Origin of the sequence: Thermaurantiacus tibetensis (assembly GCF_015354055.1) — a bacterium.
Classification (GTDB): domain Bacteria; phylum Pseudomonadota; class Alphaproteobacteria; order Sphingomonadales; family Sphingomonadaceae; genus Thermaurantiacus; species Thermaurantiacus tibetensis.
In genome coordinates, this window is sequence record NZ_JACHTM010000001.1 from 637,682 (window position 1) to 658,409 (window position 20,728).

The 20,728-nt window shown below is 72.9% G+C and carries 16 protein-coding genes; 6 read left to right on the top strand and 10 right to left on the bottom strand.

Annotated features, from left to right (window positions below; genetic code table 11):
* Nucleotides 1-4: 4 nt before the first annotated feature.
* The 3 genes from H3H34_RS03220 to H3H34_RS03230 are packed head-to-tail and all read right to left on the bottom strand — an operon-like array spanning nucleotide 5 to nucleotide 4,475.
* Nucleotides 5-580, bottom strand: coding sequence for a cation transporter (locus H3H34_RS03220; RefSeq protein WP_194743782.1), 576 nt, complete (start codon nucleotides 578-580; stop codon nucleotides 5-7).
* Nucleotides 577-4,203 (bottom strand): transcription-repair coupling factor, encoded by a 3,627-nt coding sequence (gene mfd / locus H3H34_RS03225; protein WP_194743783.1) that lies wholly within the window; start codon nucleotides 4,201-4,203, stop codon nucleotides 577-579. The genes H3H34_RS03220 and mfd overlap by 4 nt, the downstream gene beginning before the upstream one ends.
* Complete coding sequence (locus tag H3H34_RS03230) at nucleotides 4,200-4,475, bottom strand: FAD assembly factor SdhE (protein WP_194743784.1); 276 nt, start codon at nucleotides 4,473-4,475, stop codon at nucleotides 4,200-4,202. The genes mfd and H3H34_RS03230 overlap by 4 nt, the downstream gene beginning before the upstream one ends.
* 70 nt (nucleotides 4,476-4,545) lie before the next feature.
* Here H3H34_RS03230 and recG point away from each other — a divergent pair, with 70 nt between their 5' ends.
* Both recG and H3H34_RS03240 read left to right on the top strand, forming a co-directional pair.
* Nucleotides 4,546-6,648 (top strand): ATP-dependent DNA helicase RecG, encoded by a 2,103-nt coding sequence (recG, locus tag H3H34_RS03235; protein WP_194743785.1) that lies wholly within the window; start codon nucleotides 4,546-4,548, stop codon nucleotides 6,646-6,648.
* 22 nt (nucleotides 6,649-6,670) lie between these two features.
* Nucleotides 6,671-7,054 (top strand): tetratricopeptide repeat protein, encoded by a 384-nt coding sequence (locus tag H3H34_RS03240; RefSeq protein WP_194743786.1) that lies wholly within the window; start codon nucleotides 6,671-6,673, stop codon nucleotides 7,052-7,054.
* Nucleotides 7,055-7,057: 3 nt separating this feature from the next.
* On the opposite strand, the gene tyrS is transcribed toward H3H34_RS03240, so the two are convergent.
* On the bottom strand, nucleotides 7,058-8,269 hold the full coding sequence (gene tyrS, locus H3H34_RS03245) for a tyrosine--tRNA ligase (RefSeq protein WP_194743787.1): 1,212 nt from the start codon (nucleotides 8,267-8,269) through the stop codon (nucleotides 7,058-7,060).
* Between the two features lie 30 nt (nucleotides 8,270-8,299).
* Here tyrS and H3H34_RS03250 point away from each other — a divergent pair, with 30 nt between their 5' ends.
* Nucleotides 8,300-9,376 (top strand): anhydro-N-acetylmuramic acid kinase, encoded by a 1,077-nt coding sequence (locus tag H3H34_RS03250; protein WP_194743788.1) that lies wholly within the window; start codon nucleotides 8,300-8,302, stop codon nucleotides 9,374-9,376.
* 35 nt (nucleotides 9,377-9,411) lie between these two features.
* On the opposite strand, the gene H3H34_RS03255 is transcribed toward H3H34_RS03250, so the two are convergent.
* The 4 genes from H3H34_RS03255 to H3H34_RS03270 are packed head-to-tail and all read right to left on the bottom strand — an operon-like array spanning nucleotide 9,412 to nucleotide 14,568.
* Entirely contained in the window at nucleotides 9,412-10,701 is a 1,290-nt protein-coding gene (locus tag H3H34_RS03255) for an adenylosuccinate synthase (RefSeq protein WP_194743789.1), read from the bottom strand.
* The gene (locus tag H3H34_RS03260; RefSeq protein WP_194743790.1) at nucleotides 10,701-11,813 is read right to left on the bottom strand and encodes an ATP phosphoribosyltransferase regulatory subunit; all 1,113 of its coding nucleotides are present in this window, start codon (nucleotides 11,811-11,813) and stop codon (nucleotides 10,701-10,703) included. The genes H3H34_RS03255 and H3H34_RS03260 overlap by 1 nt, the downstream gene beginning before the upstream one ends.
* A gap of 10 nt (nucleotides 11,814-11,823) precedes the next feature.
* On the bottom strand, nucleotides 11,824-13,401 hold the full coding sequence (gene serA / locus H3H34_RS03265) for a phosphoglycerate dehydrogenase (protein ID WP_194743791.1): 1,578 nt from the start codon (nucleotides 13,399-13,401) through the stop codon (nucleotides 11,824-11,826).
* A gap of 6 nt (nucleotides 13,402-13,407) precedes the next feature.
* Nucleotides 13,408-14,568: a phosphoserine transaminase gene (locus H3H34_RS03270; protein ID WP_194743792.1), complete on the bottom strand. Its 1,161-nt coding sequence runs from the start codon at nucleotides 14,566-14,568 to the stop codon at nucleotides 13,408-13,410.
* A gap of 130 nt (nucleotides 14,569-14,698) precedes the next feature.
* Between H3H34_RS03270 and H3H34_RS03275 the strand changes: the two genes are divergently transcribed.
* Entirely contained in the window at nucleotides 14,699-15,568 is an 870-nt protein-coding gene (locus tag H3H34_RS03275) for an LOG family protein (RefSeq protein WP_194743793.1), read from the top strand.
* 3 nt (nucleotides 15,569-15,571) lie between these two features.
* On the opposite strand, the gene H3H34_RS03280 is transcribed toward H3H34_RS03275, so the two are convergent.
* Nucleotides 15,572-16,198 (bottom strand): c-type cytochrome, encoded by a 627-nt coding sequence (locus tag H3H34_RS03280; RefSeq protein WP_194743794.1) that lies wholly within the window; start codon nucleotides 16,196-16,198, stop codon nucleotides 15,572-15,574.
* Between the two features lie 223 nt (nucleotides 16,199-16,421).
* Between H3H34_RS03280 and H3H34_RS03285 the strand changes: the two genes are divergently transcribed.
* Together H3H34_RS03285 and H3H34_RS03290 are read left to right on the top strand one after the other, a co-directional pair.
* Complete coding sequence (locus tag H3H34_RS03285; protein WP_194743795.1) at nucleotides 16,422-17,315, top strand: prephenate dehydratase; 894 nt, start codon at nucleotides 16,422-16,424, stop codon at nucleotides 17,313-17,315.
* Between the two features lie 144 nt (nucleotides 17,316-17,459).
* Nucleotides 17,460-19,925 carry a putative bifunctional diguanylate cyclase/phosphodiesterase gene (locus H3H34_RS03290; RefSeq protein ID WP_194751844.1) on the top strand — a complete coding sequence of 822 codons (2,466 nt, stop codon included), beginning with the start codon at nucleotides 17,460-17,462 and terminating at the stop codon, nucleotides 19,923-19,925.
* On the opposite strand, the gene nudC is transcribed toward H3H34_RS03290, so the two are convergent.
* Nucleotides 19,846-20,718: an NAD(+) diphosphatase gene (gene nudC, locus H3H34_RS03295; RefSeq protein WP_194743797.1), complete on the bottom strand. Its 873-nt coding sequence runs from the start codon at nucleotides 20,716-20,718 to the stop codon at nucleotides 19,846-19,848. The genes H3H34_RS03290 and nudC overlap by 80 nt on opposite strands.
* Between the last annotated feature and the right edge of the window lie 10 nt (nucleotides 20,719-20,728).

A 20,728-nucleotide genomic window follows, 5' to 3' on the forward strand; every position in this document is an offset into this window, starting at 1 on the left:
AAGGTCAGGGCGCGGCCTTCGCCTCGGCGCGCGCGGCGGCCAGGACCTGGCGCGCGGCATCGAGGTTGAGGATCGCGATGCCGACCCCGACCACGATGTCGGGCCAGATGGAGGGGCGAAGTGCCGTCAGGCCGGCTGCGGCGATGATGGCGAGGTTGGCGAGCGCGTCGTTGCGGGCGGAGAGGAAGGCCGCGCGCGCGAGGCTTCCCTCGGCCCGGCGCCAGCGGGCGAGCAGGAAGGCGCAGCCGAGGTTGACGAGAAGGGCCCCTGCGCCGACGGCCGAGAGGGTGACGGCGTGGGGCACCTGGGGCGCGCGCAGCTGGCCGACGAGAGTCCAGAGGAAGCCGGCGGCAGGCACGAGCATGAGGAGCGCGAGGCCCATGCCCACGCGCGCCCGTGCCCGCGCCGACCAGCCGGCCGCCACCGCGATCAGGAGGTTGACGCTCGCGTCCTCGAGGAAGTCGGCGCTGTCGGCAAGCAGCGAGACCGAGCCGATGCGGAGCGCCGCAACCAGCTCGACGGCGAACCAGGCAAGGTTGAGCAGCGCGACGGTAAGGACGGTGCGGCGGAAGCCGGTCATCGCCGGGCCCGGAAGCTCCCCACCTTGAGCGGCGGCCGGGCGGAAGCGGGTGGAGGCGAGGCGGGCCGGGAAGGAGGGGAGGGCGCAGCCGCCGGGTTGGCAGACGCTTCGGCCAGCTTCGCAAGCGCCCGCGCCATGGCAAGCGCGCCGGCCAGGCGATGGCCGGGGGTGGGAAGTTCGCGGGCAAGGAACAGCTTCTGGTCGGGCCGCAGGCGCGCTGCTCCCTTCTGCGCCTCGATCCAGCGGACCAGCCGGTCGGGCGCCGGAAAGCCGGTGGGCGCGAAGGTCACGAGCAGGCCCTTCGGCCCCGCCTCGAGCCTCACGACCCCGGCCCGGCGCGCGGCCTGCTTCGCTTCCACCGCCTTCAGGAGGTTCGCGGTCTCGGGCGGGAGCTTGCCGAACCGGTCGATGAGCTCGGCGGCGAAGGCCTCGATGGCCGCGGCATCGGCAAGCTCCGCTGCGCGCCGGTAGAGCGCCATGCGCACGGCAAGGTCTGGCACGTAGCTCTCGGGGATGAGGACCGGCGCATCCGTCGTGATGGCGGGCGAGAGCGGGTCTTCCGGGGGCTTGAGGCCGCTCGCCTCCGCCTTGGCGGCGACGATCGCGTCCTCCAGCATCGCCTGGTAGAGTTCGAAGCCCACCTCGCGGATGTGGCCCGACTGCTCGTCGCCGAGCAGGTTGCCCGCCCCGCGCTGGTCGAGGTCGTGGCTGGCGAGCTCGAAGCCGGCGCCGAGCGAATCGAGCCCCGAGAGCACCTGCAGCCGCTTCTCGGCGGCAGGCGTCAGCGTGCCGTCGGCGGGCGTCATGAAGAGCGCGAAGGCGCGCCGCTTGGCACGCCCCACCCGGCCGCGCAGCTGGTAGAGCTGGGCCAGCCCGAACATGTCGGCGCGCACCACCACGAGCGTGTTGGCGTTCGGAATGTCGAGCCCGCTCTCGACGATGGTGGTGGCAAGGAGCACGTCGTAGCGGTGCTCGTAGAAGGCGGTCATCCGCTCCTCGATCTCGCCGGCCGCCATCTGGCCATGGGCGGTGACGAACCTGACCTCGGGCACGGCCTCGCGGAGCAGCGCCTCCATCTCGGGAAGGTCGGCGATCCGCGGGACCACGACGAAGCTCTGCCCGCCGCGGTGGTGTTCGCGCAGCAGCGCCTCGCGCAGGACGACGGGATCGAACGGGCCGACCGTCGTGCGCACCGCGAGCCGGTCGACGGGCGGCGTGGCGATGACCGAAAGCTCGCGCAGGCCCGAGAGCGCCATCTGCAGCGTGCGCGGGATGGGGGTCGCCGTCAGCGTCAGCACGTGGACGTCGTGCCGGAGCGCCTTCAGCCGCTCCTTGTGGGCCACGCCGAAGCGCTGCTCCTCGTCCACCACCACGAGGCCGAGCCGCCGGAAGGTGACGCCCTTGGCCAGCAGCGCGTGGGTGCCGACCACCACGTCGATCGTGCCGTCGGCAAGCCCGTCGCGCGTGGCCTTCGCCTCGGCTGCGCCAACGAGGCGCGAGAGCCGGCCCACCTTGAGCGGAAAGCCGCGGAACCGCTCGCGGAAGGTCTCGTAATGCTGCCGCGCGAGCAGCGTCGTCGGACAGACGACAGCGACCTGCGCACCGGCGATGGCGGCTGCGAAGGCGGCCCGCAGCGCCACCTCGGTCTTCCCGAAGCCCACGTCGCCGCACACCAGCCGGTCCATCGGCCGGCCGGCGGCGAGGTCGGCGAGCACGTCGGCGGTTGCCCGGAGCTGATCGTCCGTCTCGGCCCAGGGGAAGCGGTCGACGAAGGCGGCATAGGCGCCCTGGTCGGCCACCAGCACGTCGGCGGGGCGGGTTGCGCGCGCGGCGGCCACGCGCAGCAGGTCTTGGGCGATTTCGCGGATCCGCTCCTTCATCCGCGCCTTGCGGCTGGCCCAGGCGGTGCCCCCCAGCCGGTCGAGCGCAACGCCTTCGGAGTCGGCGCCGTAGCGCGAGAGCACGTCGAGGTTCTCGACCGGCACGTAGAGCCGGTCGCCTCCGGCATACTCCAGCGCCACCGTATCGTGCGGGTTGCCGGCCGCGGTGATCGTCTGCAGCCCGAGGTAGCGGCCGATCCCGTGCTCCTCGTGGACGACGAGCTCGCCCGGGCTCAGCACCCGGAGCTCCTTCAGGAAGGCATCGGCTGCCTTCGCCCTGCGCCGGCGGGGCACCAGCCGGTCGCCCAGCATGTCCGCCTCGGTCCAGAGCTCGAGGCGGCTGCCATCCGCAAGAGTCCTCCGGAAGCCGTGCTCGAGCGGCAGCACGAGCGCCGGCGTCTGACCTTGCGCGGCCGCACCGAGTGCTTCCTGCCAGCCCGCGGCCGGCGCGAGCCCGGGCACGCCGGCTTCCGCGAGCAGGCCGAGAAGCCGCTCCCGGCTTCCTTCCGAGAAGGCCGCAAGCACCACGCGGGCCCCTTCCGCGCGCGCCCGGGCAAGGCGGGCAGCCAGCGCCGCGTAGAGGCTCGTGCCCGAAGCCTCGGCCGCGACCCGGTCGGCCGCGAAGTCGCGCGCCGGCAGGCCGCCGAAGTCGGGCGCCTCGCCCTCGAAGGCGCTTGCGCGGTGGACGGGGTGGGCGGCCTGCCGCTCGGCCCATTCCCCGGGCGTGAGGTAGAGGGCCTCGGGCGGGAGCGGCCGGTAGACCGCCCCCTTGCCGAGCGTGCGGCCCGGGGGCGCGGCAAGGGCCGCCACCCGGTTCTGGTGATAGTCGGCAATCGCCTCGAAGCGCTCGGCTGCTGCCGCCTCGGCGCCGGAGTCGGCCAGCACCAGGTCCGACGCGCCGAGCCAGTCGAACAGCGTCTCCAGCCGCTCCTCGGCAAGCGGCAGCACATGGTCGGCGCCGGCGATCCGCCGGCCCTCGCTCAGCGCCTGGTAGAGCGGGTCGTGGCTTGCCGCGGCCCCGAACCGCTCGAGCCAGCGCTGGCGGAACCGGCGGATCCGCTCGGCATCGAGCAGCAGCTCCGAGACCGGCAGCAGGCGGAACCCGCTGCGCCGGCCGGTGGTGCGCTGGCTCGCCGGGTCCACCTCGCGGATGGCCTCCACCTCGTCGCCGAAGAAGTCGAGCCGGAGCACCCGGTCGCATCCCGGCGGCATCAGGTCGACGAGGCCGCCGCGCACCGCGAACTCCCCGTGGTCCGCCACCGTGTCGGTGCGGACGAAGCCGAGACGCCCGAGGTCGGCGACGAGCGCCTCGAGCGGCAGGCGGTCGCCGGTGCGGATCTCCCGCACCAGGCCGGCCAGCACCGGGCGCGGGAGCAGGCGCTGGGTTGCCGCCGAGACGGTCGCGACCAGCAGTTCGGGCCCGGCCGGCGGGGCGAGGAGGGCGGCGAGCGCGGCCATCCGCTCGGCGACGACCGCATGGCCGGGCGAGGCGCGGTCGTAGGGGAGACAGTCCCAGCCCGGCAGCACGTGGATGCGAAGCTCGGGGGCGAAGACGGGCGCGGCATCGGCAATCGCGCGGGCGCCGGCCTCGTCCGCGGCCACGAACACCGCCCGGCCGCCGCCCGCGTGCGCCGTGCGGGCCAGGTCGGCAAGGGCCCAGGGAAGAAGGCCGCGCGGCAGGCCCGAGACGGTCAGCGGCGCCCGGGCCCGTGCAAGGCCCTGCAGCGGGTCGGGGGAGCTCATCCGGGAAGGGCGATGTAGTCGCGGGCGCGCAGCCGCGCCATCATCGGCCCGTCGAGGTCGGGCGGCGGGGCGGCCGTGCCGAAGGCCCAGGCGAGGATGTCCACGTCCTGCTCCTCGAGCAGCGTCTCGAACCAGCCGAGCTCGGCCTCGCTCATGCCCTCGAGGTAGCGCTCGGCAAATCCGCCGACGAGAAGGTCGGCCTCCTTGGTGCCGCGGTGGGTGGCGCGCCAGCGCGCGCGCTTGAGGCGGAACTCGCGAAGGGCTGCATCCATCGGCCAGGTCCAAGACGAAACGGCGGCCAGCCGTTTGCCCGGCCGCCGCCAACCCGGCTAGGCCATAGGCGTGCGCCCGGAGCTCCTCAATCCCCTGTTCGCTGATGTGACGAGATTGCCCGGGGTGGGCCCGCGCGTGGCCCAGCGGCTTGCGAAGCTCGGCCTCGAGCGGGTCGTCGATGTTCTCCTTGCGCTGCCGACCGGCTTCCGGCGGACGCGATGCGTCGCAACGCTTGCCGAGGCTGCGCCTGGCGAGCGGATTGCGGTTGCCGTCGAGGTGGTCCAGCGCCGCGAGGCCCACGGGCGGGCGCCGGCGCGCGCGGCCGCGCTCGATGCCGCCGGCCAGCCGCTCGCCATCCTCTTCTTCGGCGGCCAGGCGAACCGCCTGCTCGCGCGGCTGCGGGTGGGCGGCAGGTATCGCATCGACGGCCAGCTCGAGAGCTGGAACGGCATGCTCCAGATGGCCCACCCCGACCAGGTGGCACCCCTTCCGCCCGGCGCCCCGCTCGACGCCCCTCTGGGAGACGCCGATGGCGTGGAGCCCGTCTATCCGCTGACCGAGGGCCTGACCCGCCGGATGCGCGCGGAAGCCGCACGGGCGGCGCTTGCCGCACTGCCGCCGATCCCCGAGTGGATTGCCCCGGGCCTTCTCGCCGACCGCGGCTGGCCCGGCTTTGCCGCGGCCCTGCGGGCCGCCCATGCGAACCCCGGGGCCGTCCTTGCCCGCGACCGGCTGGCGCACGACGAGCTTTTCGCTGGCCAGCTCGCCTGGGGCCTGGTGCGCGCCCGCATGCGGCGGCGGCCGAGCCGGGCGCTCCGGAGCGCAGGCCGGCTCCGCCGGGAAGTGCTCGCCCGCCTCGGCTTCGCGCCGACTGCCGCCCAGGAGCGCGCGGTCGCCGAGATCCTCGCCGACATGGCAAGACCCGAGGCCATGCTCCGCCTCCTCCAGGGCGACGTCGGCTCGGGCAAGACGCTGGTTGCGGCGCTTGCGCTTGCCGAGGCGGTCGAGGCCGGGGTGCAGGGCGCCTTTCTTGCGCCGACCGAGCTCCTCGCCCGCCAGCATCTCGCCACCCTTGAGCGGCTGTTCGCGGGCCTGCCCGTCCGGATCGGCTTCCTCTCGGGCCGGGAGAAGGGGCGCGCCCGCGAGGCGCTGCGCGCCGATCTCGCCGCCGGCGCCATCGACGTGCTCGTCGGCACCCATGCCCTCTTCCAGGAGGGCGTCGCCTATCGCGACCTCGGGCTGGCCGTCATCGACGAGCAGCACCGCTTCGGCGTGGCGCAGCGGCTCCTCCTCCAGCGGAAGGCCGCGCAGCCGCCGCACCTCCTCGTGATGACAGCCACCCCCATCCCGCGGACCCTGGCGCTCGCCCGCCACGGGGCGATGGATGTCTCGGTGCTCGACGAGCGCCCGCCCGGCCGCCAGCCCATCGACACGCGGGTCATCGCCATGGCGCGGCTGGAGGAGGTGCTGGCCGGCCTCGGCCGGCACCTGGCAGCCGGCCGCCGCGCCTACTGGGTGTGCCCGCTGGTGGATGACGGCGGGGAGGGCGCCGAGCCGGACGGCGAGCAGGCAGCGGCCGTCAGCCGGGCAGCGATGCTGCGCGCCCGCTTCGGCGAGGCGGTGGAGCTGGTCCACGGGCGGATGCCGGGCCCGGCGCGCGAGGCCGCGCTCGCCCGGTTCGTGGCAGGCGAGGCGCAGCTCCTGGTTGCCACGACGGTCATCGAGGTGGGGGTGGACGTGCCGGAAGCGACCCTCATCGTCATCGAGGCCGCGGAGCGCTTCGGCCTTGCCCAGCTTCACCAGCTGCGCGGCCGCGTGGGCCGCGGGGGCGAGAAGTCGGTCTGCCTCCTGCTGGCAGGCGCCAATCTCTCCGAGACCGCGAAGGAACGGCTGCGGATGCTGCGCGCGACCGACGACGGCTTCGCGATTGCCGAGGCGGATCTGAAGCTCCGCGGGCCCGGCGAGCTGCTCGGAACCCGGCAGGCCGGCGAGCCCGGCTTCCGCATCGCAACCGACGAGCAGGCGGCGCGGCTGATTGCCGCCGCCGATGCCGATGCGCGGCTGCTGCTGGCCGAGGATCCCGCGCTCAGGAGCCCGCGGGGCGAAGCGGCGCGCCTCCTCCTCTATCTCTTCGACCGGGATTCGGCCGTACGCACCTTGCACAGCGGCTGAGGGGGCGACTAGGCGCGCGACGATGCGATCTCTGGTGCCGCTCGCGCTGCTCCTTCTCGCCGGCCCGGCCGGTGCCGGCATGGCGCAGCCCGACCCGGCGGCGAAGGCCGCAGTGGTTGCGGCGTGGGAAGCGAAGGACTGGCCGCGGGCGCAGGCGCTGCTTCGGCCGCTGGCCCTGAGACAAGACCCGGATGCCGAGACGCTCCTCGGGGTGATGGCCGCCCGCGGCCTCGGCGTGCCGCCCGACCCGGCGGTGGCCGCCGCCTGGTATCTCCGCGCAGCCCGGCGCGGGCACGCCCCAGCCCGGCTTGCGCTTGCCGATGCCTACAGGCGCGGCGAGGGGGTGCCGAGGGACCCGGCGCGGGCTGCCGCCATCGAGAAGGCGCTGGCGCCCGGCCGCCGCTGAGGCTCAGGCCGGAACCAGGCGCGCGTGCCGCTTGCGGCCGAGGCTGAGGCGGCCGGGGTGGGGGAGGCGCGCCTCGGCATCGGTCACCACCTGCCCCTCGAACCGGACCGCCCCTTCGGCAAGCTTGCGCCGGGCCTCGCCGCGCGAGGCGGCAAGCCCCGTCGCCGTCAGCGCGTCGATGACGCCAACGGGAAAGACGACTCGCGCCTCGGGGAGACCCTCCCCGGCACCGCCCTCGCCGAAGGTGGCACGCGCTGTCGCTTCGGCGCGGGCGGCGGCCTCCGGCCCCCGGCAGAGCGCGGTGGCGGCATTGGCCAGCGCCACCTTGGCGACGTTGCGCTCGGCGCCCTCGAGCGCCTCCAGCCGGGCGATCTCGTCGAGCGGAAGGTCGGTGAACAGGCGCAGGAAGCGGCCGACGTCGCGGTCATCGGTGTTGCGCCAGAACTGCCAGTAGTCCCAGTCGGAGAGCTGGTCGGGGTTGAGCCACACGGCGCCTGCGGCCGTCTTGCCCATCTTCGCGCCATCGGCCGTGGTGATGAGCGGGGTGGTGAGGCCGAGGAGGTCGGGGCAGCCGACGCGGCGGCCGAGGTCGATCCCCTGGACGATGTTCCCCCACTGGTCCGAGCCGCCCATCTGCAGCCGGCAGCCGTGGCGCCGGGCGAGCTCGACGAAGTCGTAGGCCTGGAGCACCATGTAGTTGAACTCGAGGAAGGAGAGCGGCTGCTCGCGCTCGAGCCGCAGGCGCACCGAATCCTGCGCCAGCATCCGGTTGACCGAGAGGTGGCGGCCATAGTCGCGCAGGAAGGGAATGTAGGCGAGCCCGTCGAGCCACTCGGCGTTGTCCACCATCAAGGCCCCCGACGGCCCGTCGCCGAAGGCGAGAAAGCGCTCGAAGACGGTGCGGATCGAGGCCTTGTTGGCCGCGATCTCGGTATCGTCGAGCAGCCGGCGCGCGCTGTCCTTGCCCGAGGGGTCGCCGATCTTCGTGGTCCCGCCGCCCAAGAGCACGATCGGCCGGCCGCCGCACTGCTGGAGGCGGCGCAGGAGCATGATGGTTGCGAGATTGCCGACATGGAGCGAGGGCGCCGTGCAGTCGTACCCGACATAGGCGACGAGGCCGGGCGCAGCCGCTGCCGCGTCGAGGGCTTCCGCATCCGTCAGCTGGTGGATATGCCCGCGCGCGGCGAGCGTCTGAAGGAACTCGGACCGGTACATGGCGCGGGCGCCTTAGGAGGGAAACGGGCCATGGGAAAGCGGCTGGTGGTGGGCCTCATGTCCGGCACCTCGGCCGATGGCGTGGATGCCGCGCTCGTCGAGACCGATGGCGAGGGCCATGTGCGGCTGCTGGCCGCCGCGGAGCGGCCCTACGCGCCGGAGGAGCGGGCGCTCGTCCGCAATGCGGCGCGCCGGGCGCTCGCGCTCCCGGGGCCCGGGCCCGACCCGGCGATCGCGGAGGCCGAACGGGTGCTGACCGACGCACATGCCGAGGCGGTGCGGATGCTCGACGGCTGGGAGCGCGCGGAGCTCGTGGGCTTCCACGGCGCAACCGTCGCCCACCGGCCCGACCGGGGCTGGACCTGGCAGATCGGTGACGCGGAGCGCCTCGCCCGCGCGCTCGGGCGGCCCGTTGTCCACGATTTCCGCAGCGCCGACGTGGCGGCCGGCGGGCAGGGCGCGCCGCTCGCCCCCGGCTTCCACCGCGCGGTGACCGCCCACCTCCCGCGCCCGCTTGGCGTCCTCAACATTGGCGGGGTCGCCAACCTCACCTGGTTCGGGGACGGCGCCTGGGGCGCGTTCGACACCGGCCCCGGCAATGCCCTCCTCGACGACTGGGTGGCAGCACATGGCGCCGGAACCCACGACGCCGGCGGCGCGCTCGCAGCCGCGGGCCGGGTGCAGGAGTCGGTGCTGACCGCGCTTCTGGACAACCCCTGGTTCGACCTGCCGGGCCCCAAGTCGCTCGACCGCGACGATTTCTCGATCCGCCCCCTCCACGGCCTCGGGCTTGCCGACGGCGCCGCGACGCTTGCCGCCTTCACGGCCGAGGCGGTGGCGATTGCGCTTCGGGGGCTGGCCGAGCCGCCGGCGCGGCTCCTCGTGTGCGGCGGCGGCCGGCGGAACCCCGCGCTCATGCAGGCGCTGGCCGCCCGAACGGGCGTTCCGGTGGCGCCGGTCGAGGCCGAGGGGCTCGACGGCGATTCGCTCGAGGCCCAGGCCTTCGCCTGGCTTGCCGCGCGCGTCGTCGACGGGCGGCCGACGAGCTGGCCGGAGACGACCGGCGTCGCGAACCCGGTCTCCGGCGGGCGGCTGGCGCGTCCCTGACGGAACCGGACGGGGCCGGCCCGCCCTGGTGCGGCCTAGTCCCGGAACGGGTCGCGCACCAGAATGGTGTCGTCGCGCTCGGGGCTCGTCGAGACGAGGGCGACGGGGCAGTCGATCAGCTCCTCGATCCGGCGGATGTACTTGATGGCGGCGGCCGGCAGGTCGGCCCAGCTGCGGGCGCCGGCGGTCGACTCGGGCCAGCCCTCGAACCGCTCGTAGACGGGCTCGGCGGCCATCGCCTCGTCGAGCCGCGCTGGAAGATGGGCCATCTCGCGGCCCTTCACCCGGTAGCCGGTGCACACGAGGAGCTCGTCGAAGCCGTCAAGCACGTCGAGCTTGGTGAGCGCGATGCCGTCGATGCCTGCCACCTGCACCGTCTGGCGGACGAGCGCGGCATCGAACCAGCCGCAGCGGCGCTTGCGGCCCGTGACGGTGCCGAACTCGCGGCCGCGCGCGCCGAGCCGCTCGCCCGTCGCATCGAGGAGTTCGGTCGGGAAGGGGCCCGAGCCCACGCGCGTCGTGTAGGCCTTCACGATCCCGAGCGTGTAGGAGAGCGCGCCCGGGCCCAGCCCCGCGCCCGATGCAGCAGCGCCGGCGACCGTGTTCGACGAGGTCACGAACGGGTAGGTGCCGTGGTCCACGTCAAGCAGCACGCCCTGAGCGCCCTCGAAGAGGATGCGCGCGCGCTGCCGCCGCTTGGTGGCGAGCGTCTGCCAGACCGGCGCGGCAAACGGCAGGATGGCGGGGGCGATTGCCGCGAGCTCGGCGACGAGGGCGTCGCGGTCGATCGGGGCAACGCCGAACCCGGCGCGCAGCGCATTGTGGTGCGCAAGCAGCCGGTCGATCTGCGGCCCGGCAGCAGCAAGGTCGGCAAGGTCGCACACCCGGAGCGCCCGGCGCCCCACCTTGTCCTCGTAGGCCGGGCCGATGCCCCGCCGGGTCGTCCCGATCCGGCCGGCGCCGCTCGCGTCCTCGCGCAGCGCATCAAGATCGCGATGGAACGGCAGGATGAGCGGGCAGGTCTCGGAAATCTGGAGCTTCTCGGGCGTGATGGCGATGCCCTGCCCGGCGAGCCGGCCGATCTCCTCGGCAAGCGCCCAGGGGTCGAGCACGACGCCGTTGCCGATGACGGAGAGCGTGCCGCGAACGACGCCGGAGGGAAGCAGCGAGAGCCTGTAGGTCTCGTTGCCCACGACAAGGGTGTGGCCGGCATTGTGGCCGCCCTGGAAGCGGACCACCACGTCGGCGCGCGCCGCCAGCCAGTCGACGATCTTGCCCTTGCCCTCGTCGCCCCACTGGGCGCCGATCACCACCACGTTCGCCATCAGCCGACCACCTGTGCGCCGTCCCAGACCAGGGGGCAGTCAAGCCGGTCGGCCCGGTCCTCGGGCGAAAGCGCGGCGACCGTCGCGAGGCCCTCGGCGCGAAGCCGCCGTCCCACCTCCGGCGGCGTGCCGAGCGGCAGGAACACCCGCCGGGGCGCCGCGCCGGCGAGGCCGGCCTCGGCGAGCGGGTCGACGTAGAGCGAGAAGCCGACGGCGGGCTCGGCCGAGCCGTCGTTCCGCACCACGGCATAGGTGCCGCCCCGCCCCACCTCCTGCCCGAGCGTGGTCTCCCCGGCCTTCCCGAACAGGGCGAAGCCGAGCCAGGACTGGAAGGCGAAGCCGTGCCGCTCGGTCGGGTCGAGGCGGAGCGCCACGTCCTCAAGGCCGCGGCAGACCTCGCGCGCGCGTGCGATCTGGTCCGCCGGCTCGCCGCCGAGCCCCAGGGCCTCGAGCGCGTCGAGCGCGCGGGCGGCCGGCCCGGCGGCGTCGAGCAGCGCCGCGTAGCGATCGGCACCGAGAGATGCGAGCGCCGCGCGGTCCTTGCCGTCGAGAGCGGCGGCAACCGCCTCGGCATCCGCCACCGGCCAGGTCTCGCGCGCGAGCGCCTCGACGAGGCCGGGCAGCACGAGTTCGACGGTGATGGCCTCGACGCCGCAGGCCGTGAGCGCCTCGACGGCCACCCCGATCACCTCCACGCAGGCGGCCACCCCGTCGCTGCCGATGAGTTCGGCACCGGCCTGGGTCCGCTCGCGCGCGGGGTCGATCTCGGTGCCGCGGGCGCGGACGGTCGTCCCGCCATAGGCGAGGCGCAGCGGGCGGGGCTCGCTGCCAAGCCGGGTGGCGGCAATGCGGGCCACCTGGCCCGTCATGTCCGGCCGGAGCGCCAGGCCCTCGCCGGTCGCCGGGTCGGTCGAGCGGAAGAGCCTCGCGCCGCCGGGCTTGCCGAGCCAGCGGCCGAGCTCCGCCTCGAACTCGGCGATCGGCGGCTGGACCCGGAGGTACCCGTGCATCCGCACCGTGTCGAGCACGGTGCGCAGGAGGCTGGCGACGGCCTCGGCCTCCGGAGGGAGCCGGTCGCGGAACCCCTCCGGGAGCAGGGCAGGGCGAGGCATCACCCGCGTCTCAGAAGCCGAGTGCCTTCGCCGTGCGCACGCCGGGCAGACGGCAGACTTCCCACATGAGCGGTTCGGGGATGGGCTGGTCGACCGAGAGCAGGAGCACTGCCTCGCCGCCGGCGGCGCGGCGGCCGAGATGGAAGGTGCCGATGTTGACGCCTGCGTCGCCGAGGAGGGAGCCGAGGCGGCCGATGAAGCCCGGCTTGTCCTCGTTGACGATGAAGAGCATCCGGGGCGCGAAGTCGGCCTCGACCTTGATCCCGTCGATCTCGACGAGGCGCGGGGTGGACCCGGCGAAGAGGGTGCCGGCCACCTGCCGCTCGCCCTCCGGCGTCCGCAGGGTGACGCGAAGCAGCGTCTGGTAGTCGGTGTCCCGCTCGTGGCGGACTTCGGCGATCTCGATGTTCCGGTCGCGGGCGATGAACGGCGCGTTCACCATGTTCACCGTGTCGGAGAACTGGCGCATCACGCCCGCAACCGCCGCGGCCGTAATGGGCTTGATGTTGAGTTCGGCGGCGGCCCCTTCCGCCTCGATGGTGATCGAGCGGATCTCGCCTGGCTCGAGCTGGCCGGCAAGCGCGCCGAGCTTCTCGGCAAGCGTCATGTAGGGCCTGAGACGCGGCGCGTCCTCGGCCGACACCGAAGGCATGTTGAGCGCGTTCTGGACGGCGCCGGTCAGCAGGAAGTCGGCCATCTGCTCGGCAACCTGGATGGCCACGTTGACCTGCGCCTCCTCGGTCGAGGCGCCGAGGTGAGGGGTCGAGATGAAGTTCGGGGTGCCGAAGAGCGGCGAGGCAGTCGCCGGCTCCTCGGCGAACACGTCGAGCGCCGCCCCGGCGATGTGGCCCGAGTCGAGAAGCTCCTTCAGCGCGGCCTCGTCGATGAGCCCGCCGCGGGCACAGTTGATGATCCGCACGCCCTTCCTGGTCTTCTGCAGATTCTCGCGGCTGAGGATGTTGCGGGTGCTCTCGGTGAGCGGGGTGTGAAGGGAGATGAAGTCGGCGCGCGCCAGAAGCTCGTCGAGCGTGACCTTCTCGACGCCGAGGTCCTGCGCCCGGTCGGGCGTGAGGAACGGGTCGTAGGCAATCACCTTCATCTTCAGGCCATGGGCGCGGTCGGCGACGATCGAGCCGATGTTGCCGCAGCCGATGAGCCCGAGCGTCTTGCCGGTCAGCTCGACGCCCATGAAGCGGTTCTTCTCCCACTTGCCGGCCTGGGTCGAGGCGTCGGCCTCGGGCAGCTGGCGGGCGAGCGCGAACATGAGCGCGATCGCGTGCTCGGCGGTCGTGATCGAGTTGCCGAACGGCGTGTTCATGACGACGACGCCGCGCGCCGAGGCGGCCGGCACGTCGACATTGTCCACGCCGATGCCGGCGCGCCCCACCACCTTGAGCCGGGTCGCCGCGGCGAGCAGGTCGGCTGTCACCTTGGTGGAGGAGCGAATGGCGAGCCCGTCATAGTCGCCGATGATGGCCTTGAGCTCGTCCTTCGTAAGGCCGGGCTTCTCGTCCACCTCGATCCCGCGGGAGCGGAAGATCTCGGCCGCTTTCGGCGACATCCTGTCCGAAATCAGAACCTTGACCATCGTTCCTCAGCCCTCGCCCGAAGTGATCGTCGCGCGCGCCCAGTCGAGCCAGGGGCCAAGCGCCTCGATGTCTGCCGTCTCGACGGTCGCGCCGCACCAGATCCGCAGTGATGGCGGCGCGTCGCGGTAGCCGTTGATGTCGAAGGCCACGCCCTCCTTCTCGAGCAGCGCAGCGATCGCCCTGGGGAGCTCGGCAGGCCCGTCGACGGCGATGCAGACCGAGGTGTTGGAGCGCGTGCGCGGATCGGCCGCGAGGTTCGAGGCCCAGGGCGTGCGGTCGATCCAGGCCTGGAGAGCAGCGGCATTCGCATCCGCCCGGGCGCGGAGCGCCGCAAGGCCGCCGACCGCTTCGCCCCAGCGCAGCGCATCGAGATAGTCCTCCACGCAGAGCATCGAGGGGGTGTTGATGGTCTCGCCGGCGAAGATGCCCTCGATGAGCTTGCCGCCCTTCGTCAGGCGGAAGATCTTCGGCAGCGGCCAGGCGGGCTGGTAGCTCTCGAGGCGCGCGACCGCGCGCGGCGACAGGATGAGGACGCCATGGGCGCCCTCGCCGCCAAGCACCTTCTGCCAGGAGAAGGTGGTGACATCGAGCTTGGCGAAGGGCAGGTCCTGGGCGAAGGCGGCGGACGTGGCGTCGCAGAGGGTGAGCCCCTCGCGGTCGTCGGGGATCCAGTCTCCGTCGGGCACGCGGACGCCCGAGGTGGTTCCGTTCCAGGTGAAGATCACGTCGGTTGCGAAGTCGACCGCCGCGAGGTCGGGCAGATGGCCGTAGTCGGCGCGGAGGATGGTGGGCGCGAGCTTCAGCTGCTTCGCCACGTCGGTGACCCACCCTTCGCCGAAGCTCTCCCAGGCGAGCGCCGTCACGCCGCGCGCGCCGAGCAGGCTCCACATCGCCATCTCGAAGGCCCCCGTGTCGGAGGCGGGGACGATGCCGATCCGGTAGTCGGCCGGCACCTCGAGGAGCTGCCGCGTGCGGTCGATCGCCTCGGCGAGCCGGCTCCTGCCGATCTTCGCCCGGTGCGAGCGGCCCAGGCTGTCGGTGGGAAGCGCCGAGAGCGCATAGCCCGGGCGCTTGGCGCAGGGGCCGGAGGAGAAGTGCGGCCGGGCGGGGCGGACAGCGGGGCGGGGGAGGGTCCGCGCGAGCGGCGCGGCGGTTCCAGTCGTCATGGTCTCTCCTTCCAGAGAGCGCGCGCCGCGTTGGGGCGGCGTGGCCCGGGCGCCGCATGGCCGGGCGGGCGTGGCCGTGTCAAGCCATGCGGCTTTGCGAAGGCCCCGGAACTCGTCCAAGGGAGATGCGATGACCGAACAGCCTCACCGGGAGGTCCACACCCTCCGACCTGCCGCCGTCGATGCCCTGCGCTCAACCGAGGTGGGCCGCAGCCCGCAGACCGAGCACCCGGCCTATCGCCTCGCCTTCCAGGACCTCGACTTCCTGCTGCGCGAGGATCTTCGCCCCGTCCGGCTGCAGCTCGAGCTCTTGAAGCCGGAGCTGCTGCTGGGCGAGGCGCGCATTGCCTCGACGCTGGTGGTCTACGGGTCGGCGCGGATTCCCTCGCCCGAGGCGGCCGAGGCACTGGTTGCGGGCGCTCCGCCCGAACGCCGGGCGGTGGCCGAGCGGCTGGCGGCCAAGGCGCGCTACTATGAGGAGGCCCGCCGGCTCGCCTTCCTTGCCTCCTCCTGCGGCTGCAGGCCGGATGGCGTGCGCGACTTCGTGGTCTGTTCCGGCGGCGGCCCGTCCATCATGGAGGCCGCCAACCGGGGCGCAGCCGACGCTGGCGCGCCCTCGATCGGGCTCAACGTGGTGCTGCCCCACGAGCAGCGGCCCAACCCCTATGTCACGCCGTCGCTCAGCTTCCAGTTCCACTATTTCGCGATCCGCAAGATGCACTTTCTCATGCGGGCGCGGGCGGTTGCGGTGTTTCCGGGCGGCTATGGCACGCTCGATGAGCTGTTCGAGCTCCTCACCCTCATGCAGACCGGCAAGATGCAGCGGGTGCCGCTGGTGCTGTTCGGGCGCGACTACTGGCGGCGGGTCATCTGCTTCGAGGCGCTCGCCGAGGAAGGCGTCATCGATCCGGCCGACCTCGATCTCTTCCGCATGGTCGAGACTGCCGACGAGGCCTGGGCCCACATCTGCGCAACGGCCGATCCGCCGCCGGCGGCCTGAGGCTCAGGTCGCGGCGGGCTCTGCGGCGGGCGCCTCCGCGGCGGGCGGTTCGCCTGCGGGAGCCTCGGTCGCAGCGGCGGCTGCCGGCGGTTCGGGCAGCGGCAGCGGCCGGTCGCTCTTGCTGTTGAGATAGACGAGAAGATCGGCCCGCTCCTGCGGGCGGCTAACCCCCGCAAAGGCCATCTTATTGCCCGGAATCGCGGCCTTGGGGTTCTTGATCCAGGCGTCGAGCGCCTCCCAGTCCCACGGCTTGTCGGCAAGGGCCTGAAGGGCGGCAGAGTAGGCGAACCCGGAGATGTGGGCGTGCCTCGCCCCCACGACGCCGTAGAGATTGGGCCCGACGCCGTTGGGCCCGCCCTTCTCGATCGAGTGGCACGCGGCGCACTTCTTGAAGGCGGCCTCGCCGCGGCTCGCGTCGGCCGAGGCGAGCAGCAGCGCGAGCGGCGGCTCGTCCGAAGCTGCGGCCGGGGCCGCGCTCTCGGCCTCGGCAACCACCCCCTCGACGATGAACCCGGGCTTCTCCACGGGCGCCGGGCGGTAGATGTAGCCGGTGATGATGCTGAGCCCCAGCACGGCGATGAGGGCGGTCAGCACCGCGCCGGCAATCCGGGTCCACTCGTAGCTGTCCAAGACCTGCTCCCATGACATGCGCGCCCGAACCGGGCATGCGCGCGCACAAGAAAACGGCCGCGCGATCGGCCGCGGGCGCGTCCCTAGAGTTCGCGCCCGCGGTTGGCAACCGAAACAGGACCGCGGCCGAAGCGCTGGTTGCCGCAGCGTGGCACCGGCCGTGGTCCTTTCCGTTGGGCAGGCGATTGACCGGACGTCGGGCGGTCGCCATGCGCGCGCGGCAATGGAGAGCTACCCGCCCCCGGCCCGCGATCTCGTGGCTGCCATGCGTGCGGCGGCTGCCCGCGATGCAGCCCGGGCCATCGCCTTCCAGGGCGCGCCGGGCGCCTACTCCCATCAGGCGGTGCGGCAGTTCGATGCCGAGGCGCTGCCGCTTCCCTGCTTCAGCTTCGAGGAAGCGCTGCAGGCAGTGACGGACGGCGAGGCCCTCTACGCTGCCATCCCCGTCGAGAACAGCCTGCACGGCCGGGTGGCCGACGTCCACTTCCTGCTGCCGGAAAGTGGACTGGCCATCGTGGGCGAGACCTATGTCAAGGTCGAGCACTGCCTCGTCGGGCTTCCGGGTGCGACCCTTGCGGAGGTTCGTGAGGTCATCTCCCACCCGCAGGCGCTCGGCCAGTGCCGGCGGCGGCTGAAGACGCTGGGGCTGCGGCCGGTTGCCTTTGCGGACACGGCTGCCGCCGCGGCCGAGGTGCGCGCGCGCGGCGAACCCGCGCTTGCCGCCATCGCCTCGGCGCTCGCGGCGGAGCTCTACGGGTGCGCCATCCTCGCCTCCGGCCTCGAGGACGCCGACCATAACCGGACCCGGTTTCTCCTGCTGGCGCGGAGCCCGCTGCCCCTTCCCATCATGGGCCCGGCGAAGACGACCCTCGCCTTCGAGGTGAAGAATATCCCGGCCGCGCTCTACAAGGCGCTGGGCGGGTTCGCGACAAACGGGGTGAACCTCACCCGGCTGGAGAGCCATCTCTCCGGCGGTTCCTTCACCGCGGCACAATTCCTCATCGACATCGAGGGCACGCCCGATCTTCCGCAGGTGGCACGGGCGCTCGAGGAGCTCCAGTTCCATTCGCGCTCCGTGCGCGTGCTCGGCAGCTACCCCATGGCCTCGCCGGCCTGAGCCCCGGACTTAACCGGGCAGTTTTCCGGCCGTTCAGCCGGGCGTGCGCACGCAGTTTCCGAACTCCTGGCGCCTCCTGGCAGGCGCGCCGAACGCTCCGGCGGCGCGCCGCGCCGGCGGGCGCACGCGACGGGAGGGCGGCGCATGAGCTTCCAGTTCAAGCCGTCCGTTGCCGCCGAGAGCGAGATCACGTGGCGCGATCTCTTCCGCCTCGGGCCCGAGGCCGACCCCTTCTGGTACCGCGTGCGCGCCACCCAGCTCGACTTCCTCGCCCGCTACTTCCCCTTCACGCTGGCGGTCGCCGTCGGCAACGCGAGCGTGGTGCTGGCCGCGCTCGCCCACAAGGCGCCGCCGGGCATCCTCGTTGCCTGGATGGTCATCCAGACCGCCATGGCCGTCCACTTCGTCCGCCGCCTGATCCGCGAGGCGCGCTCAGGCAAGCCGACGCCGGCAACCCGGCGCTACACCCGCCAGGTCGTCCTCGAGATGGGGCTCGTCGGGGCCTGCTGGGGGCTGATGTTCGCCTTCATGATTCCTGCGCTCGAGCCCTCGCAGCTGGCCCTTGTCGTGGGCATGACCCTCGTCGGTATCGGCACGACCGCCTATTCGACGGCCGTCTTTCCCGTCGGCGCGCTCGCGCTTTCTGGCCCCATCGCGCTTGGCACCATCGCGGGCATCCTCGAGGCGGACTGGCCGCACGGCACCTATGTGCTCATCATCCTCGGTGCCTTCCTCATGGTCATCGTGCGAGGCAACGTGCTCACCACCTTCGCGTTCCTCGCGCGCCTCAAGACCCAGGACCGGCTGCTCGAGCAGGAGGAGGTGGTGCGCCTTCTTCTCAAGGAGTTCGACGCGAACGGCAACGAGTGGCTGTTCGAGCTGGGCCGCGACGGCTGCATCACCTTTGCCACCTCGAAGTTCGCCGACGCCGTTGGCCGGCCGATCGAGGAGATCATTGGCCAGCCGTGGACCCGGTTCGTCGCGGACCCCGAGTCGCTCGGCGAACTCCGCGAGATCGCCCGCAACGGCCAGCCGTTCCGCGACCTGTTGATCCGCAGCACCGTCAACGGCGAGCTGCGCTGGTGGTCGGTCTCTGGCACGCCCAAGTATGATGCCGACGGACGCCTTGCCGGCTACCGCGGCGTGGGCTCCGACATCACCGACCGGCAGAAGAGCGCCGAGCGCATTGCCGAGCTCGCGACCTTCGATTCGCTGACGGGGCTCGTCAACCGCCGCGTCATCCACACCGCGATCGCCGACGGGCTGCACGGCCCCACGGGCGTGGCGCTGCTCTTCGTCGATCTCGACCGGTTCAAGGCGATCAACGACAGCCTCGGCCACTCGGCCGGAGACCAGCTTCTCGTCGAGGTTGCGGGGCGCCTGCGCGCGGTCGTCGGGGCAGCCGGGCAGGTGGGACGCCTTGGCGGCGACGAGTTCGCAATTGTGCTGCGCGCGGCCGACGCGGCGGCAGCGACGGAACTGGGCGAACAGGTGATCGCCGAGCTCAGCCGCCCCTTCGCGCTCGGCGGCACCGACGCCCGGATCGGCGCCAGCGTCGGCCTTGCGCTCGGCCCCGAGGACGGAACGAGCGTCGAGGCCCTGATGCGCGCCGCCGATCTCGCCCTCTACGACGTCAAGGGCAAGGGCCGCGGCACCGTCCGCCGCTACGACCGCGAGATGCACGCGCGGGCCGAGGCGCGTCGGGCCCTCGAGCTCGACCTGCGCTCGGCGCTCGAGCAGGGGCAGATCGCGCTCGTCTACCAGCCCATCGTGGATGCGCTGGATGAGCGGGTCGTCGGCTTCGAGGCGCTCATGCGCTGGCGCCACCCCGTCCACGGCGAAATCTCGCCGAGCGTCTTCATCCCGATCGCCGAGGACATCGGCATCATCGGCCAGCTCGGCCTCTTCGCCATCGACGAGGCGCTGCGCACGGCGGCGCGCTGGCCGCGGCACATCAAGATCTCGGTGAACCTCTCGTCGCTCCAGTTCGACCAGCCCGGCCTTGTCGAGGACATCGCCGCCGCGCTCCGGCGCCACGGGGTCGAGCCCCGCCGTCTCGAGCTCGAGCTGACCGAGAGCGTCTTCCTCGACCAGCGCGACAGCACGGTGCGGACGCTCGCACGGTTGCGCGAGCTGGGCGTCGGCTTCGCGCTCGACGACTTCGGCACCGGCTACTCTTCGCTCGGCTACCTGCAGAAGGTCGAGTTCAACCGGATCAAGATCGACCAGAGCTTCGTCCGCGCCTCCGTCCAGGACGGCAACGAGTCGACAGCGATCATCCAGGCGATCATCGCCCTCGCCGACCGGCTCGGCATGGAAACGACGGCCGAAGGCACCGAGACCCGCGCCGAGTTCGAGGCGATGCGCAGGCTCGGCTGCGCCCAGGTTCAGGGCTTCTACTTCGGCCGGCCGATGTCGGCGGAGGATGCCATGCGCCACCTTGCCCGCTCGGAACCGCTCATCGCCATCGACCCGCAGGAGATCGGCGAACTCGACTTCGACCTCGCAGACCTGGAGCCGACTGACGCCGTCAGCCCTCCACGAAGTGGCGCAGAAGCGTATGGGCGATCGCCAGCGGCGGGGGTGCCGCCCACGGTCCCTCTCCCCTGAGCACGGCCGCCACCTCCTCGCGGTCGGCCCAGCGCGCCGCCTCGAGCTCGGTCTCGTCCAGCCTCAGTTCGAAGCTCTCGGCCTCGGCGATGGCCCCGATCATCAGGCTCGACGGGAAGGGCCAGGGCTGGCTCGCGACATAGCGCACCCCGCGGACGGTGATGCCCGCCTCCTCCCTGAGTTCGCGGGCCACCGCTTCCTCCAGGCTCTCCCCTGCCTCCACGAAGCCCGCGAGCGCCGAATAGAAGCCAGCCGGGAACATGGGCTGGCGCCCGACCAGCACCATCCCCTGCCGCTCGGCCAGCATGATGACGACCGGGTCGACGCGCGGAAAATGCTCCGCGCCGCATGCCCCGCAGGCCCGTGCGTACCCGGCCTTGGCCATTGCCGTCGGCGCGCCACAGTTGGCGCAGAAGCCATGCCGCCGGTGCCAGTCGAGAAGCGAGCGCGCCTGGGCAACGATCGCCGCCTCGGCGGCGGGAAGCCTGGCACCTGCCGTCCGTGCGTCGGTCGCTATCCCCGGGAGCCCGTCGGCCGGGCCGTCGAGCGCGAAGTGCGGGCGCCCCTCCTCATCGAGGCCGAGGAAGACGCTGGCACCCTCCGGCGCTTCGCTCCGTCGCACCCAGAGCAGCCGGTCGCCTTCAGGGACCAGAACCGGCTTCAGCCGGTCGAGCACGAGGAAACGCGCCGTCGGGTGCATCCGGGCCACGCGCATGGCGGCCTCGTCCCGGCGGAGATGGTCGGCCCGGTCGAGCCGGCCGCCGGTGAAGCCCGTCCGGATCCAGTCCCCCATCCTTCCCTCC